We start from the raw sequence: 15,242 nt of genomic DNA, 5'->3' as shown, positions 1-15,242 counted from the left end.
AAACTTCCTCGCTGGAGATGTGCCGGATAGCGGCATAAATGCCTTATCAGGCCTACAATCCTCCGTAGGCCTGATAAGCGAAGCGCCATCAGGTACATCGACAGCACTACTTGGTGATACGACCTTGCGCGTCTTTCAGTGCTGCATCGACAGTCTGACGGCCACTAGCGGCGTTGATTACAGCGGTACGAACGGCATACCAGAATGCAGACATCTGCGGAATGTTCGGCATGATTTCGCCTTTCTGGGCGTTATCCATGGTGGCAGCAATACGCGGATCTTTCGCTAATTGCTCCTGGAAGGATTTCAGCGCAACGGCGCCCAGCGGTTTGTCCTTGTTCACTTCATCCAGACCCTGATCGGTCAGCAAGTAGTTTTCGAGGAACTCTTTTGCCAGTTCTTTGTTCGGACTGGCGGCGTTAATACCGGCACTGAGTACACCAACAAATGGTTTAGAGGCTTTGCCTTTGAAGGTTGGCAGCAGCGTTACGCCGTAGTTAATTTTGCTCTTGTCGATGTTCGACCATGCCCACGGACCGTTAATCGTCATTGCCGTTTCACCTTTGTTAAAGGCCGCTTCGGCGATGGAGTAGTCGGTATCCGCGTTCATGTGTTTGTTCTTGATGAGGTCAACCAGGAAGGTCAGACCCGCTTTCGCGCCAGCGCTGTCTACGCCAACGTCTTTGACGTCGTATTTGCCGTTTTCAAATTTGAATGCGTAACCGCCGTCGGCAGCAATCAGCGGCCAGGTGAAGTACGGCTCTTGCAGGTTGAACATCAGGGCGGATTTACCTTTCGCCTTCAGCTCTTTATCCAGCGCAGGGATCTCTTCCCAGGTTTTCGGCGCTTGAGGAACGAGGTCTTTGTTGTAAATCAGAGACAGCGCTTCAACGGCGATTGGGTAGGCGATCAGTTTGCCGTTATAACGCACTGCATCCCAGGTGAACGGATAGAGCTTGTCCTGGAACGCTTTGTCTGGGGTGATCTCAGCCAGCAGACCAGATTGTGCGTAGCCACCAAAGCGGTCATGCGCCCAGAAGATAATGTCCGGGCCGTCGCCGGTCGCTGCAACCTGCGGGAATTTTTCTTCCAGTTTGTCCGGATGCTCAATAGTGACTTTGATGCCGGTGTCTTTCTCGAATTTTTTACCCACTTCAGCGAGGCCGTTATAGCCTTTATCGCCGTTGATCCAGATAACCAGCTTACCTTCTTCAATCTTGGCGAGAGCCGAGGCGGAAAACATCATCGTCGTCAGTGCGGACAATGCGAGGATGCGTGCGCCAGTTTTGATTTTCATAGTTCCCATCCTGTTTGGTGATTTTTCAGAGGTGGCTTAACGGTTACTAGTTTCTTTATACGACAACCTCTTTCCATCCTCCTTACCCCTACGCCCCACCCATTCTTTATGTGATCTGTGTTGCATAAATGTGAGTAATGCGTGCTGGCGCACATAAAAACCCACTGATTTTTGCAGGCGCCATCACGAAATTCCTCCACGGAGTACAGCCAGGGTCTCAGACACTGCTCTCTCATCCTCCCGCCTCCTCCCCCATAAAAAAGCTGGGGGGTGGAGGATTCCCGCCATTAATGAATAACGCATAGTCAGTCCATCATGAATGTTGCTGTCGATGACAGGTTGTAACGAAGGGAGAAGGGCATGGCGAGCGTACAGTTGCGAAATGTAACGAAAGCCTGGGGTGACGTGGTGGTATCGAAAGATATCAATCTCGACATTCACGAAGGGGAGTTCGTGGTGTTTGTCGGACCGTCAGGCTGCGGTAAGTCGACTTTGCTGCGTATGATCGCCGGGCTTGAGACTATCACCAGTGGAGATCTGTATATCGGGGAAACCCGAATGAACGATATCCCGCCCGCCGAACGCGGTGTGGGAATGGTCTTCCAGTCCTATGCGCTCTATCCCCATTTATCCGTCGCAGAAAACATGTCGTTTGGTCTCAAGCTGGCGGGTGCCAAAAAAGAGGTAATGAATCAGCGCGTTAATCAGGTGGCTGAAGTTCTGCAACTGGCACACCTGCTGGAGCGTAAACCAAAAGCGCTTTCTGGTGGACAGCGTCAGCGTGTGGCGATTGGTCGTACGCTGGTGGCAGAGCCGCGCGTATTCCTGCTTGACGAACCGCTTTCCAACCTTGATGCCGCGCTGCGCGTGCAGATGCGTATAGAAATCTCCCGCCTGCATAAACGTCTTGGCCGCACGATGATTTACGTCACCCACGACCAGGTCGAAGCGATGACCCTGGCAGACAAAATTGTGGTGCTGGATGCTGGTCGCGTTGCTCAGGTGGGCAAACCACTGGAGCTGTATCACTACCCGGCTGACCGCTTTGTCGCGGGCTTTATTGGTTCGCCGAAGATGAACTTTCTGCCGGTGAAAGTCACGGGGACGGCAATCGATCAGGTCCAGGTAGAGTTGCCTAACCGCCAGCAAATCTGGCTACCGGTCGATAGCGCACACGTTCAGGTTGGCGCCAACATGTCTTTAGGTATTCGCCCGGAACATCTGCTGCCCAGCGAAATTGCTGATGTCACTCTCGAGGGTGAAGTACAGGTCGTCGAGCAGCTTGGTCACGAAACACAAATTCATATCCAGATCCCCGCCATCCGTCAAAACCTGGTTTACCGCCAGAACGACGTGGTGTTGGTAGAAGAGGGTGCCACATTCGCTATCGGTCTGCCGCCAGAGCGTTGCCATCTGTTCCGTGAGGATGGCACTGCATGTCGTCGGTTGCACCAAGAGCCGGGCGTTTAAGGTCCCCATAAAAAAAACGAAACGCAAAACCATTCGAGGCTGCATCGAGGCTGCAAGTGAATGAATCCCGGGAGCGTACAAAAAATACGTGACCGGGGTGAAAGAACGCAGCCAACAAAGAGGCAGCCCGAAGGGGACGCGTTTAAAGAAAAGCAATGATCTCAGGAGATAGAACGATGATTACTCTGCGCAAACTCCCTCTGGCGGTTGCTGTAGCAGCAGGCATTATGTCTGTTCAGGCAATGGCTGTAGATTTTCATGGTTATGCTCGTTCCGGTATCGGCTGGACGGGTAGTGGCGGCGAACAACAATGTTTCCAGGCTACTGGTGCTCAAAGTAAATACCGTCTCGGTAACGAATGTGAAACCTATGCAGAACTGAAACTGGGCCAGGAAGTATGGAAAGAAGGTGATAAGAGCTTCTATTTCGACACTAACGTCGCCTACTCCGTAGCACAGCAGAATGACTGGGAAGGAACAGATCCGGCATTCCGTGAAGCAAACGTGCAGGGTAAAAACCTGATTGAATGGCTGCCAGGTTCTACGATCTGGGCCGGTAAGCGCTTCTATCAGCGTCATGATGTTCACATGATCGACTTCTACTACTGGGATATCTCGGGTCCTGGTGCCGGTATTGAAAACATCGATCTGGGCTTCGGTAAACTGGCTCTGGCAGCAACCCGTTCTCAGGAAGCGGGCGGCTCTTACGCGTTCAGCAGCCAGAACATTTATGATCGTACCAAAGATACCGCCAACGACGTGTTCGACGTGCGTTTAGCGCAGATGGCCATTAACCCGGACGGTATGCTGGAACTGGGCGTTGACTATGGTCGCGCAAATACAACAGATGACTACAGCCTGGCAGACGGTGCATCAAAAGATGGCTGGATGTTCACCGCTGAACATACCCAGAGCATGTTGAAAGGCTATAACAAGTTTGTCGTTCAGTATGCGACAGACTCCATGACCACTCAGGGTAAAGGCCTGAACCAGGGCTCTTACGGTTCTTCTACCACTACTATTGAAGACCCTGTTACTGGCGTTAAGACAAACTTCGCTAACAACGTCGTCAATAACAACGGTAGCCTGGTGCGCGTCCTGGATCACGGTGCGATTTCCCTGGGCGACAAGTGGGACCTGATGTACGTCGGTATGTACCAGAATCTCGATATGGATAACGACCTGGGTACCGAATGGTACACCGTCGGTATTCGTCCGATGTACAAATGGACGCCAATCATGAGCACCCTGATGGAAGTCGGTTACGACAACGTCAAATCCCAACAGACCGGCGATCGTAACAGCCAGTACAAAATCACCCTGGCGCAACAGTGGCAGGCAGGCGACAGCATCTGGTCTCGTCCGGCAATCCGCGTCTTCGCAACCTACGCAAAATGGGATGAAGAGTGGGGCTACGTCAAAAATGGTAACGACGTAACCAAATTCGCTGCGGCGACTAATTCCGGTATCAGCACCACCAGCCGTGGCGACAGTGACGAGTGGTCCTTCGGTGCCCAGATGGAAATCTGGTGGTAATCCAGCATTAATCTGACGTCATGACCGAAAGAGGGGCGTAAGCCCCTCTTGATTACGGTTTAGCGCGCTATTGCCTGGCCACCGCTGAACCCATGCTATCTGAGGTGATAACAATGAAAATGAAGAAAAGTCTCGTTGCCCTTTGTTTATCTGCAGGTTTATTTGCAAGTGCTCCTGGCATCAGCCTGGCCGATGTGAATTTTGTGCCGCAAAATACCACCGCTGCGCCTGCTATCCCCACTGCTGCACTGCAACAGTTAACCTGGACACCTGTTGATCAATCGAATACGCAGTCTACTCAGCTCTCTACTGGTGGTCAGCGTCTGGACGTTGCCGGGATTACCGGCCCGGTCGCCGCCTATAGCGTCCCGGCAAATATTGGTGAATTGACCCTGACGCTGTCCAGTGAAGTGAACAAACAAACCAGTGTATTTGCACCAAACGTATTGATTCTTGATCAGAACATGACGCCATCTGCGTTCTTCCCCAGCAGCTATTTCACCTATCAGGAGCCCGGCGTGATGAGTGCCGATCGTCTGGAAGGAGTCATGCGTCTGACGCCTGCGCTGGGCCAGCAGAAGCTCTATGTGCTGGTATTTACAACAGAAAAAGATCTTCAGCAGACCACAACTCTGCTTGACCCGGCGAAAGCGTATGCCAAGGGTGTGGGTAACTCCATTCCGGATATTCCAGACCCGATCGCCCGTCATACCACCGATGGCCTGTTGAAACTGAAAGTCAAAACCAGCTCTTCTTCCAGCGTATTGGTCGGGCCGCTGTTTGGCTCCTCCGGTCCAGGGCCGGTGACGGTTGGGAATACTGCCGCGCCAGCAGCGGCTTATGCAGCTCCAGCTCCGGCTGCTGTAGCGACCGCCGCTCCAGCGCCTGCGAAGAAAAGTGAACCGATGTTGAATGACACGGAAAGCTACTTTAATAAAGCGATTAAAGATGCGGTAGCGAAAGGTGATGTTGATAAAGCGCTGAAGCTGCTTGATGAAGCTGAACGTTTGGGGTCCACATCTGCCCGTTCCACCTTTATCAGTAGTGTAAAAGGCAAGGGGTAACCATCTCCCCACATTGCTGATTTTGCAACAACTGGTGCGTCTCCTGGCGCACCTTTTTTTATCGTGCAATGCGATTTGTTACACTAATGTTGATTAGCCGATCACTTAATCACGTTTGCTCACCCTGTAATGCCTTTTCTGCGATACAATGCCATCACGTTATAAATCGGAGAGTAAGGCATGCCACACCCTGCGTTAACGCAACTGCGTGCGCTGCGTTATTTTGATGCGATCCCCGCGCTTGACCCTCAACTGCTTGACTGGTTGTTACTGGAAGACTCCATGACCAAACGCTTTGAGCAGGAGGGAAAACAGGTCACCGTAACGTTGATACGAGAAGGATTTGTTGGGCAAAATGAGGTGGCTGAAGAACTGACGCTGCTGCCGAGCGAATCCCGTTATTGGTTGCGTGAAATTCTGTTATGTGCGGATGGTGAACCCTGGCTTGCCGGGCGCACCGTGGTGCCTGAATCAACTCTGTGTGGTCCTGAGCTGGCCTTACAAAATCTGGGGAAAACCCCGCTCGGGCGCTACCTGTTTACATCATCGACATTGACCCGAGATTTTATTGAGATAGGTCGCGATGCAGCGCTGTGGGGGCGTCGTTCCCGCCTGCGGCTGAGCGGTAAGCCGCTGATGCTTACCGAGCTTTTTTTACCTGCATCGCCGTTGTACTGAGAGGAAGAAAAAATGGAGTGGAGTCTGACGCAGAATAAGCTACTGGCGTTTCACCGCTTGATGCGTACGGATAAGCCAATCGGCGCCTTACTGCTGCTCTGGCCGACCCTGTGGGCGCTGTGGGTGGCGACCCCTGGGGTACCGCAATTATGGATCCTGGCGGTTTTTGTCGCTGGCGTTTGGTTAATGCGCGCCGCCGGATGCGTGGTGAATGATTATGCTGACCGCAAATTTGACGGGCATGTCAAACGCACCGCGAACCGGCCGCTGCCAAGTGGTGCGGTGACAGAGAAAGAAGCCCGAACGTTGTTTGTGGTACTGGTGTTGCTTGCGTTCCTGCTGGTACTGACGCTAAACACGATGACAATTTTGTTGTCTGTCGCTGCGTTAGCACTGGCGTGGGTATATCCCTTCATGAAGCGCTATACGCATTTGCCACAGGTGGTTCTGGGCGCTGCATTTGGCTGGTCTATCCCAATGGCGTTCGCTGCCGTGAGCGAATCTGTTCCGCTGAGTTGCTGGCTGATGTTCCTTGCCAATATTCTCTGGGCGGTAGCGTATGATACACAGTACGCGATGGTTGACCGGGATGATGACCTGAAGATTGGTATTAAATCGACCGCGATCCTGTTCGGCCAAAACGATAAGCTGATTATTGGTATTCTGCAGGTTGGCGTACTGGTATTGATGGCGTTGATTGGCTGGCTGAACGGGCTGGGTCTGGGCTATTACTGGTCTCTGCTGGTGGCGGGCGCGCTGTTTGTGTATCAGCAGAAATTGATCGTCAATCGCGAACGGGATGCCTGTTTTAAAGCGTTTATGAATAACAACTATGTCGGTCTGGTGCTGTTTTTGGGGCTGGCAATGAGTTACTGGCACCTTTGATTTTAGGTGAGGCGACAAAAGAAAAACCGGTCATTTTTTCGACCGGTTTTTTTATGCTTACTCGCCCTGCGTTGCGCTCTCGATGGTCAGACGTACATCGGACGTGACCAGTTCGGCCAGCATCTGATAGATCTTCATCGTTTCTTCCGGCTCGGCATCACCGGTATCGCTGATGTATCCCTCGTCACGCAGAGTCAGCACCAGAGAGCTGAACACCGCCTTATCGAAGAATTCAGGGGCGTTAATACCGTGCAGTACGGAAAGACGCTGAGCCACGGTACGGCTCTCTTTCTCCAGTGTGCTGCGGTTGATGGATGGGTTTGCACTCAGCAGCCAGAAGGTAATGGCATAGCGTTGCAGGGTTTCACGAGCACCTGCCGCCAGCAACTGTAGCGTGCGGGAGTGTGCCGGATTGATATGCAGCTCATCGTTCTGCATGGTGATTAAACCCTGACGCTGCATTTCGCTGGCCAGTGCGTCGATCACTCCTGCAAGCTCGTCACGTTCCCAGCGCAGGAACAGCTCAGCTTTCAGCATCGGGTACAGTGCTTCAATATGCTGCTGTAGTGCCTCACGTGAAATACGACGATGCTGAGTCACAATCGCCGCCATCAATGAAGGCAGAACCAGCATGTGCGCAATGTTGTTGCGGTAGTAAGTCATCAGTACAGCCTGCTCGCGCGGCAGAATGATGATGTCGCCGATGGTATCTTTCTCGACCTCAAACTTGTTCATCTGCAAAGCGTGGTCGATCAGTTCACTGGCGCTTTGCGCGGGAACCGTCGAATCCGCAGCATACGGCACGTTGCGCAGCAAGCTCAGGTAGCAATCAAGTTGTTCGGTTAACTGCTCACGGGTCAGAGATCGCTGGCGGGATGCCAGTAGCGCGGTACAACACAGGTTCATGGCGTTGGCCGCGCCTGCGTTGTTAATACGAACCATCAGATCGGCGGCGATGTTATTCACTGTCGGCGTCAGCCAGGCCGGGCGAATAGACTCGATAGGATCGATAGATTCGCGCCATTCCGGAACATGTTGGTTCAGGTAAGTCATCAATGGCATCGGTTCGCCAAAGTTAACGTAGCCCTGGCCCAGGTTACGCAGCTTGCTTAAGCCGCGCAGCATTTGTGGCAGGCTCTCTTTCTCTTTCGTCGCACCACGCAGCTCTTTTGCGTATGTTCCCACTTCCATCACATGCTCGTAGCCAATGTAGATAGGCACCAGTGTGATCGGACGCGTACCGCCGCGCAGCATCGCCTGAATGGTCATGGACAGCGTGCCGGTTTTCGGGTCTAGCAGACGGCCTGTACGTGAGCGCCCACCTTCGACAAAGTACTCAACCGAGTAGCCACGGCTGAACAGTTCGCCCAGGTATTCGCGGAATACGGTGGAGTAAAGTTTATTGCCCTTAAAGGTGCGGCGAATAAAGAATGCACCCAGACGGCGGAAGATCGGGCCTGCCGGCCAGAAGTTCAGGTTGATTCCAGCTGCAATGTGCGGAGGAACCAAGCCCTGGTGATACAGAACGTACGACAGCAGCATGTAGTCCATATGGCTGCGATGGCATGGCACATAGACGATTTCATGTCCGTCGTGCGCCAACTGGCGCACACGTTCTGCATTATGAACGTTAATCCCCTGGTACAGCCGGTTCCATGTGAACCCCAGAATACGGTCCGTCAGGCGGATCATCTCATAGGAGAAGTTTGCGGCAATTTCTTCCATCAGCGCGATGGCATTTTGCTGCGCTTTTTCGTGGGAGATTTTTTTACTGCGTGCTTCATCTTCTACCGCGCGGGCGATAGCTTTTGAGGCCAACAGCTTATTAAACAGATCCTGGCGGGCAGGAAGACGCGGACCAACTGCAGCTAAACGTTGGCGGGCAAAGTGCATACGCGCCACGCGCGCCAGTTTCTGTGCAATGGTTTTATCTGTGCCGTGTTCGTCAGCCATGCGACGCAGGGACACCGACGGAGAGAAGCGAACAAAACTGTCGCGACCCAGCCACGAAACGGCAAAGAATTTCTGTACGCCATTCAGCATGCGCAGAGGCGGATTCACTTCGCCTTTTTCGCGTCCGGGAGCGCGGCCAAACATCACCGATACCGGCACCATCTGCACATCCAGGTCAGGATTGCTGCGATGAAGGTCGAGATAGTTATGGAACAGCTTGATAGACTCTTCTTTAGGCGTGTAATAAGTGAAGACACGCGGGCCGCCGTGAATAAACACGTAGCGCGGCAGGAGAGTCCCGTCGATTTCCAACTGCTCCAGGGGGTCGGGGAGATCGTGAACCAGGCATTGAGCACGCAGCGTTAGCAAGTCCGCTTTTGAGTTGTACGGCAAGACGTACATAATGGGACGCGAAGTGTCGAGCCCCAATTCCGGAGCAGGATCCGCCGGAATAGACTTGCTTTTTACCAGCACACTTAATGGTAAATTCAGTAATTTGTAGTAAATTCTTGGCCAGCCGGACATAAACGATGTAAAGCCTCTGGTTAATAATGCAAATGCGCTGCAAGGATATCAGAAAGTTTAGTGAATTTCTGGTGTATCCCGTCATACTTCGCGCTGCTTTGCATCAGCCCTGAAGTAAATAGGGTAACGGTACAATGACATTGACGCTAATAATGTAAAAAGGTTCTTTTGATGGCTAATAATACCACTGGGTTCACTCGAATTATCAAGGCAGCAGGCTATTCGTGGAAAGGTTTTCGTGCCGCATGGATTAATGAAGCGGCGTTTCGCCAGGAAAGTGTTGCCGTACTGCTGGGCGTCGCGATTGCTTGCTGGCTGGATGTTGATGCGATTACCCGTGTGCTGCTGATTGGCTCAGTGATGCTGGTGATGATTGTTGAAATTCTTAATAGCGCTATTGAGGCGGTGGTCGACCGTATCGGCTCTGAGTATCACGAACTCTCTGGCCGGGCGAAAGATATGGGATCGGCGGCGGTACTACTTTCTATTTTTGTTGCCTTGATCACCTGGGGCATCTTGTTGTGGTCGCATTTTCGATAAGCATTCCACAACTTCATAAATCTCCTGTTTTTTGTGCAGTTTGCGGTTCCAAAATCGCCTTTAGCTGTATATACTCACAGCATAACTGTATATACACCCAGGGGGCGGAATGAAAGCGTTAACGGCCAGGCAGCAAGAGGTGTTTGATCTCATTCGGGATCACATCAGCCAGACAGGTATGCCACCGACGCGTGCGGAGATCGCGCAGCGTTTGGGGTTCCGTTCCCCAAACGCAGCTGAAGAACACCTTAAAGCGCTGGCACGTAAAGGTGTGCTGGAAATTGTTTCTGGCGCATCGCGTGGAATTCGTCTGTTGCAGGAAGAAGAAGAGGGATTACCACTTGTCGGCCGTGTTGCGGCGGGTGAGCCTCTTCTGGCACAGCAGCATATTGAAGGCCATTATCAGGTTGATCCTTCACTGTTTAAACCCAGTGCCGATTTTTTACTGCGCGTCAGCGGAATGTCGATGAAAGATATCGGGATTATGGACGGTGATTTACTGGCCGTACATAAAACTCAGGACGTGCGTAATGGCCAGGTGGTTGTTGCACGCATTGACGATGAAGTTACGGTTAAGCGCCTGAAAAAACAGGGCAACAAGGTCGAACTTCTGCCAGAAAACAGCGAATTCAAGCCTATCGTAGTTGACCTGCGCGAGCAAAACTTCACTATTGAAGGGCTGGCGGTCGGCGTCATTCGTAACGGTGAGTGGCTGTAATTAAGTAGGCCGGATAAGGCGTTTACGCCGTCATCCGGCATCACTCTGGTCCGGTAGCGCCACGCTTACCGGGTCTACGAAAAACAATATTATCCGTTTAACTCCTTCTCAGGCTTTCTGCATGCCTTTCTTTACCTCTTCCGACAAAGCACTTTGGCTCCTTGCCCTACCGATGATCTTCTCCAATATCACTGTCCCCCTGCTGGGGCTGGTGGACACCGCAGTGATTGGTCATCTGGAGAGTCCGGTCTATCTTGGCGGCGTAGCCGTTGGCGCAACGGCGACCAGTTTTCTCTTTATGCTGTTGCTCTTTTTACGCATGAGCACCACTGGGCTGACGGCCCAGGCATTTGGCGCGAAAGATCCGCAGGCACTGGCTCGCGCGCTGGTGCAACCGTTGATCCTGGCGCTGGGAGCAGGGGCTGCGATTGCCCTGTTCAGGACGCCAATTATCGATCTGGCGCTGCATATAGTTGGTGGCAGTGAGGCGGTACTGGAGCAAGCCCGGCGCTTCCTTGAAATTCGTTGGCTCAGCGCGCCAGCCTCTCTGGCAAACCTGGTGCTGCTGGGCTGGTTGCTGGGCGTCCAGTATGCCCGTGCGCCGGTTATCCTGCTCATTGTTGGTAATATTCTCAACATTGTGCTCGATTTATGGCTGGTGATGGGCTTGCATATGAACGTGCAAGGCGCTGCACTGGCAACTGTGATTGCCGAATATGCCACATTGCTGATTGGTCTTCTGATGGTGCGCAAGGTTCTCCATTTGCGTGGTGTCTCGCTTGCGATGCTGAAGCTTGCATGGCGCGGCAATTTTCGCCGTCTGCTGGCGCTTAACCGCGACATTATGCTGCGTTCGCTGTTGCTACAACTCTGTTTTGGCGCCATTACGGTACTCGGCGCGCGCCTTGGTGGTGACATCATTGCGGTAAATGCCGTCCTGATGACTCTGCTGACGTTTACAGCTTATGCGCTGGACGGGTTTGCCTACGCCGTCGAAGCTCATTCTGGTCAGGCTTATGGCGCGCGCGATGGCGGTCAGTTACTGGATGTCTGGAGGGCGGCATGTAGGCAGTCGGGTATTGTGGCAATTCTGTTTTCCCTGATATACGCCCTGTTCGGTGAACAGATTATTGCGCTGCTAACCTCTCTGCCCCAGATTCAACTACTGGCCGATCGTTATCTTATCTGGCAGGTGATTTTGCCGCTGGTGGGCGTCTGGTGTTACCTGCTGGACGGCATGTTTATTGGTGCGACGCGAGCGGCAGAAATGCGTAACAGTATGGCCGTCGCTGCCGCGGGATTTGCATTAACGTTATTTGCTTTACCACTGTTGGGAAACCACGGTTTATGGCTGGCGTTAACCGTTTTCCTCGCGCTGCGCGGGCTCTCACTGGCCTTCATCTGGCGGCGTCACTGGCGTAATGGTACCTGGTTCGCCTGACCCAGATGGTTAAAAATTCTGAATAGTTAATAATTCCTGGAATCACTGACTACACTTAATCTCACGTCCAGCGAAAACATAACATGTCTGGATATAGCACTCTCGCTATTCACAACCTAACGATGAGGACTTGATGATGAATAAAGACGAAGTCGGCGGTAACTGGAAGCAGTTCAAAGGTAAAGTGAAAGAGCAATGGGGCAAACTGACCGATGATGATATGACGGTCATTGAAGGTAAACGCGACCAACTGGTGGGTAAAGTCCAGGAACGTTACGGTTACGCGAAAGATCAGGCGGAGAAAGAAGTTAAAGATTGGGAAAAACGCAACGATTACCGCTGGTAATTAATCCCTCCCTCCTGAGAGTACAAGGATGTACGCTCTTTTATCGCCCAACTTTCTTCTTCACCTGAATCGTATGATCATGCTGACAGTCGCCTGGATGGCGGCACGATTCAACTTCCACACATGCCGGACAGAGGCCGTGGGCTTCAATCACGTTATGACGTAGTGCAAAGCCCATCCTGGCGGCCAATGTATGCATGATGTCTTCCACGCCTTCAGCACACTCTTCTTTAACCACACCACAGCGGTCACAAATGAACATTGCTGAGCTGTGGGTCGGCTGATCGAACAGATGACAAAGCACGTAGCTGTTGGTGGATTCCACCTTGTGCACGAAACCTTGTTCAAGCAGAAAATCGAGAGCGCGATAAACGGTAGGCGGTTTGGCCTGTGGTTCGGTTTCCCGTAACAGATCAAGCAGATCATAAGCGCTAATCGCGCCTTGTTGCAGGCTCATCAGGCGCAGCACTTCGAGGCGTTGTGGTGTCAGCCGCACGTTACGTTGCGCACAGAGTTTTTCAGCCTGGGCCAATAACTCCTGCGTGGTGGTTTTTTCCATTTGACGCCTCGATTTGCATGGAAGGTTAATCCCTTACTTTATCATATTCTGCTCAAAACACCGAGATCCCCACCGTGTGCTATACCTGACGCATCGCAATACTGGAAAATAAAAATGAAAAGACCTGATTGTATTCGCCACTGGCGTGAAGTAGAGGGAGCTGATGACTCCACTTATCCTGGCAGCAATGAACTTTTTTCTATTGGCGCACCGCTTGCCCGCAAGCTGGGATTAGGGCGGCTCGGTATTCATCATGAACGACTGCCACCAGGACGTCGTACTTCATATCCTCATGCAGAAAGTGATGAAGAAGAATTTATCTATGTGCTGGAAGGTTACCCTGAGGCCTGGATTAATGGCTATTTATGGAAACTGGAGCCCGGCGACAGCGTGGGCTTTCCAGCAGGAACCGGCGTGTGTCACACCTTTATCAATAACACCAGTGAAGAGGTGCGTCTGTTAGTGGTGGGTGAAGCAAACAAAAAGTTTAATCGTATCTATTACCCCCTCAATCCGGTCTATGCTGCAACGCGCGAGGATCGCTGGGTTGATCATCCCCCGCAATTTTTTGGCCCGCATGACGGGAAACCGGGACGGAAATAGCCTTGTCTCGGCAGGGGCGTGAGTTCCCGCGACGATGTGGCTCACTATCGTAACGGTCTATGCTATAGTAGCGCCCCTTTTTAACCGGATGCTTAATTATTCGCCATGCTGCCTGAATCTCAGCCTACTGCTTTTCCTGCTCATCGTTTTTCTATCGCGCCGATGCTCGACTGGACGGACAGACACTGCCGCTACTTTTTGCGCTTACTGTCCAGCCAAACGTTGCTCTATACGGAGATGGTGACCACCGGGGCAATTATTCATGGGAAAGGCGACTATCTGGCGTATAGCGAAGAGGAGCATCCGGTCGCGCTCCAGTTAGGGGGGAGCGACCCGGCAGCGCTGGCGCAATGCGCGAAGCTGGCTGAAGAACGTGGCTACAACGAAATTAACCTCAATGTGGGTTGCCCTTCCGATCGTGTCCAGAATGGCATGTTCGGTGCCTGTTTGATGGGGAACGCACAGCTGGTTGCCGATTGCGTCAAAGCGATGCGTGATGTGGTGTCAATTCCGGTAACGGTCAAAACTCGTATCGGCATTGATGACCAGGATAGCTACGAATTCCTGTGTGATTTCATCAATACGGTCTCCGGTAAAGGCGAGTGTGAGATGTTTATCATCCACGCGCGTAAGGCCTGGCTTTCCGGGCTAAGCCCGAAAGAAAACCGTGAGATCCCACCGTTGGATTATGAACGTGTCTATCAGTTGAAGCGTGACTTTCCACACCTGACCATGTCGATCAACGGTGGTATTAAATCGCTGCTCGATGCAAAAACGCATCTTCAACATATGGATGGTGTGATGGTAGGGCGTGAAGCCTATCAAAATCCTGGTATGCTGGCCTCTGTGGACCGCGAAATTTTTGCTGTAACTACCACCGATGCCGATCCTGTTGCCGTAGTGCGCGCAATGTATCCGTATATTGAGCGTGAACTGAGCAAGGGAACCTATCTTGGTCATGTTACCCGCCATATGCTCGGCTTGTTTCAGGGGATCCCTGGGGCACGTCAGTGGCGCCGTTACCTGAGCGAAAATGCGCATAAAGCAGGTGCTGATATTAACGTCCTGGAACATGCGTTAAAGCTGGTGGCCGACAAGCGTTAATTTCTCGCCAAAAGTTAGTCAATTTCACCATGCCCTGCGATATGTCGCGGGGCGTTTTCTTTATAAATCAATAAAATAATTTTGGCATGCTTTTTGTAAGACTCTGGAGAGTTTTCATTTCGGGAGAGCACCATGCTGGAACTACTTTTTGTCGTTGGCTTTTTTATCATGCTGATGGTCACCGGTGTATCACTGCTGGGTGTGCTGGCTGCATTGATGGTGGCTACCGCAGTGATGTTTTTGGGTGGCTTGTTTGCGTTAATGATTAAATTGTTGCCCTGGTTGTTACTGGCCATTGTTGTGGTATGGGTTATCAAGGCGATAAAAGCGCCAAAAGTCCCACAGTATCAGCGCAATAACCGTCGGTTTTACTAAGGTATTGAGTGGTTCGTCACAACATGCAACTTTGCCTTTAGAACCAAATAGGAATTGATAATCAAATCTGTCACTATTACGCCGTTAACGAATTCATCGAGCTGTACCCTACATACAGCCGAACTAAAAAAAGAAAGGGCTTCCTGCGG

The 15,242-nt window shown here is 52.0% G+C and carries 15 protein-coding genes; 12 read left to right on the top strand and 3 right to left on the bottom strand.

Annotation, left to right across the window (positions count from 1 at the left end):
* Positions 1-106: 106 nt before the first annotated feature.
* Positions 107-1,297 (bottom strand): maltose/maltodextrin ABC transporter substrate-binding protein MalE, encoded by a 1,191-nt coding sequence (gene malE, locus OGY01_RS00505; RefSeq protein ID WP_045438487.1) that lies wholly within the window; start codon positions 1,295-1,297, stop codon positions 107-109.
* A 360-nt stretch (positions 1,298-1,657) separates the two neighbouring features.
* On the opposite strand from malE, the gene malK reads away from it, so the two are divergent.
* From malK to ubiA, 5 genes are all read left to right on the top strand, one after another.
* Positions 1,658-2,767: a maltose/maltodextrin ABC transporter ATP-binding protein MalK gene (malK, locus tag OGY01_RS00500; RefSeq protein WP_045438493.1), complete on the top strand. Its 1,110-nt coding sequence runs from the start codon at positions 1,658-1,660 to the stop codon at positions 2,765-2,767.
* Between the two features lie 176 nt (positions 2,768-2,943).
* Complete coding sequence (locus OGY01_RS00495; RefSeq protein ID WP_045438497.1) at positions 2,944-4,302, top strand: maltoporin; 1,359 nt, start codon at positions 2,944-2,946, stop codon at positions 4,300-4,302.
* A 113-nt stretch (positions 4,303-4,415) separates the two neighbouring features.
* Complete coding sequence (gene malM / locus OGY01_RS00490; protein ID WP_045438502.1) at positions 4,416-5,366, top strand: maltose operon protein MalM; 951 nt, start codon at positions 4,416-4,418, stop codon at positions 5,364-5,366.
* Positions 5,367-5,546: 180 nt separating this feature from the next.
* Positions 5,547-6,044, top strand: a complete 498-nt coding sequence (ubiC, locus tag OGY01_RS00485; protein WP_045438508.1) for a chorismate lyase — start codon at positions 5,547-5,549, stop codon at positions 6,042-6,044.
* A gap of 12 nt (positions 6,045-6,056) precedes the next feature.
* Positions 6,057-6,929, top strand: coding sequence for a 4-hydroxybenzoate octaprenyltransferase (gene ubiA / locus OGY01_RS00480; protein ID WP_045438512.1), 873 nt, complete (start codon positions 6,057-6,059; stop codon positions 6,927-6,929).
* Between the two features lie 57 nt (positions 6,930-6,986).
* Here ubiA and plsB read toward each other — a convergent pair whose 3' ends face one another.
* Positions 6,987-9,407: a glycerol-3-phosphate 1-O-acyltransferase PlsB gene (gene plsB, locus OGY01_RS00475; protein WP_286492221.1), complete on the bottom strand. Its 2,421-nt coding sequence runs from the start codon at positions 9,405-9,407 to the stop codon at positions 6,987-6,989.
* Between the two features lie 171 nt (positions 9,408-9,578).
* Between plsB and OGY01_RS00470 the strand changes: the two genes are divergently transcribed.
* The 4 genes from OGY01_RS00470 to OGY01_RS00455 all read left to right on the top strand — a co-directional run bounded on the left by OGY01_RS00470 (position 9,579) and on the right by OGY01_RS00455 (position 12,452).
* Positions 9,579-9,947, top strand: coding sequence for a diacylglycerol kinase (locus OGY01_RS00470; RefSeq protein WP_045438520.1), 369 nt, complete (start codon positions 9,579-9,581; stop codon positions 9,945-9,947).
* Positions 9,948-10,056: 109 nt separating this feature from the next.
* Positions 10,057-10,665, top strand: coding sequence for a transcriptional repressor LexA (gene lexA, locus OGY01_RS00465; protein ID WP_045438524.1), 609 nt, complete (start codon positions 10,057-10,059; stop codon positions 10,663-10,665).
* Between the two features lie 121 nt (positions 10,666-10,786).
* Positions 10,787-12,106: an MATE family efflux transporter DinF gene (gene dinF, locus OGY01_RS00460; RefSeq protein ID WP_200012928.1), complete on the top strand. Its 1,320-nt coding sequence runs from the start codon at positions 10,787-10,789 to the stop codon at positions 12,104-12,106.
* A gap of 136 nt (positions 12,107-12,242) precedes the next feature.
* The gene (locus OGY01_RS00455; protein WP_045438529.1) at positions 12,243-12,452 is read left to right on the top strand and encodes a CsbD family protein; all 210 of its coding nucleotides are present in this window, start codon (positions 12,243-12,245) and stop codon (positions 12,450-12,452) included.
* Between the two features lie 40 nt (positions 12,453-12,492).
* Here the strand turns inward: OGY01_RS00455 and zur are convergent, their stop codons facing one another.
* The gene (gene zur / locus OGY01_RS00450; RefSeq protein ID WP_045438532.1) at positions 12,493-13,011 is read right to left on the bottom strand and encodes a zinc uptake transcriptional repressor Zur; all 519 of its coding nucleotides are present in this window, start codon (positions 13,009-13,011) and stop codon (positions 12,493-12,495) included.
* 114 nt (positions 13,012-13,125) lie between these two features.
* Between zur and OGY01_RS00445 the strand changes: the two genes are divergently transcribed.
* From OGY01_RS00445 to pspG, 3 genes are all read left to right on the top strand, one after another.
* The gene (locus OGY01_RS00445) at positions 13,126-13,614 is read left to right on the top strand and encodes a cupin domain-containing protein (RefSeq protein ID WP_286492220.1); all 489 of its coding nucleotides are present in this window, start codon (positions 13,126-13,128) and stop codon (positions 13,612-13,614) included.
* A 105-nt stretch (positions 13,615-13,719) separates the two neighbouring features.
* Positions 13,720-14,718, top strand: coding sequence for a tRNA dihydrouridine(20/20a) synthase DusA (gene dusA, locus OGY01_RS00440; protein ID WP_286492218.1), 999 nt, complete (start codon positions 13,720-13,722; stop codon positions 14,716-14,718).
* A 132-nt stretch (positions 14,719-14,850) separates the two neighbouring features.
* Positions 14,851-15,093, top strand: a complete 243-nt coding sequence (gene pspG, locus OGY01_RS00435) for an envelope stress response protein PspG (RefSeq protein ID WP_286492217.1) — start codon at positions 14,851-14,853, stop codon at positions 15,091-15,093.
* The last annotated feature ends 149 nt before the right edge of the window (positions 15,094-15,242 follow it).

It is taken from the genome of Citrobacter sp. Cm038 (genome assembly GCF_030333105.1).
Lineage (GTDB): Bacteria > Pseudomonadota > Gammaproteobacteria > Enterobacterales > Enterobacteriaceae > Citrobacter > Citrobacter murliniae.
Note: the sequence above shows the minus strand (reverse complement) of the source record. Positions and strands in the feature narration are given on the sequence as shown.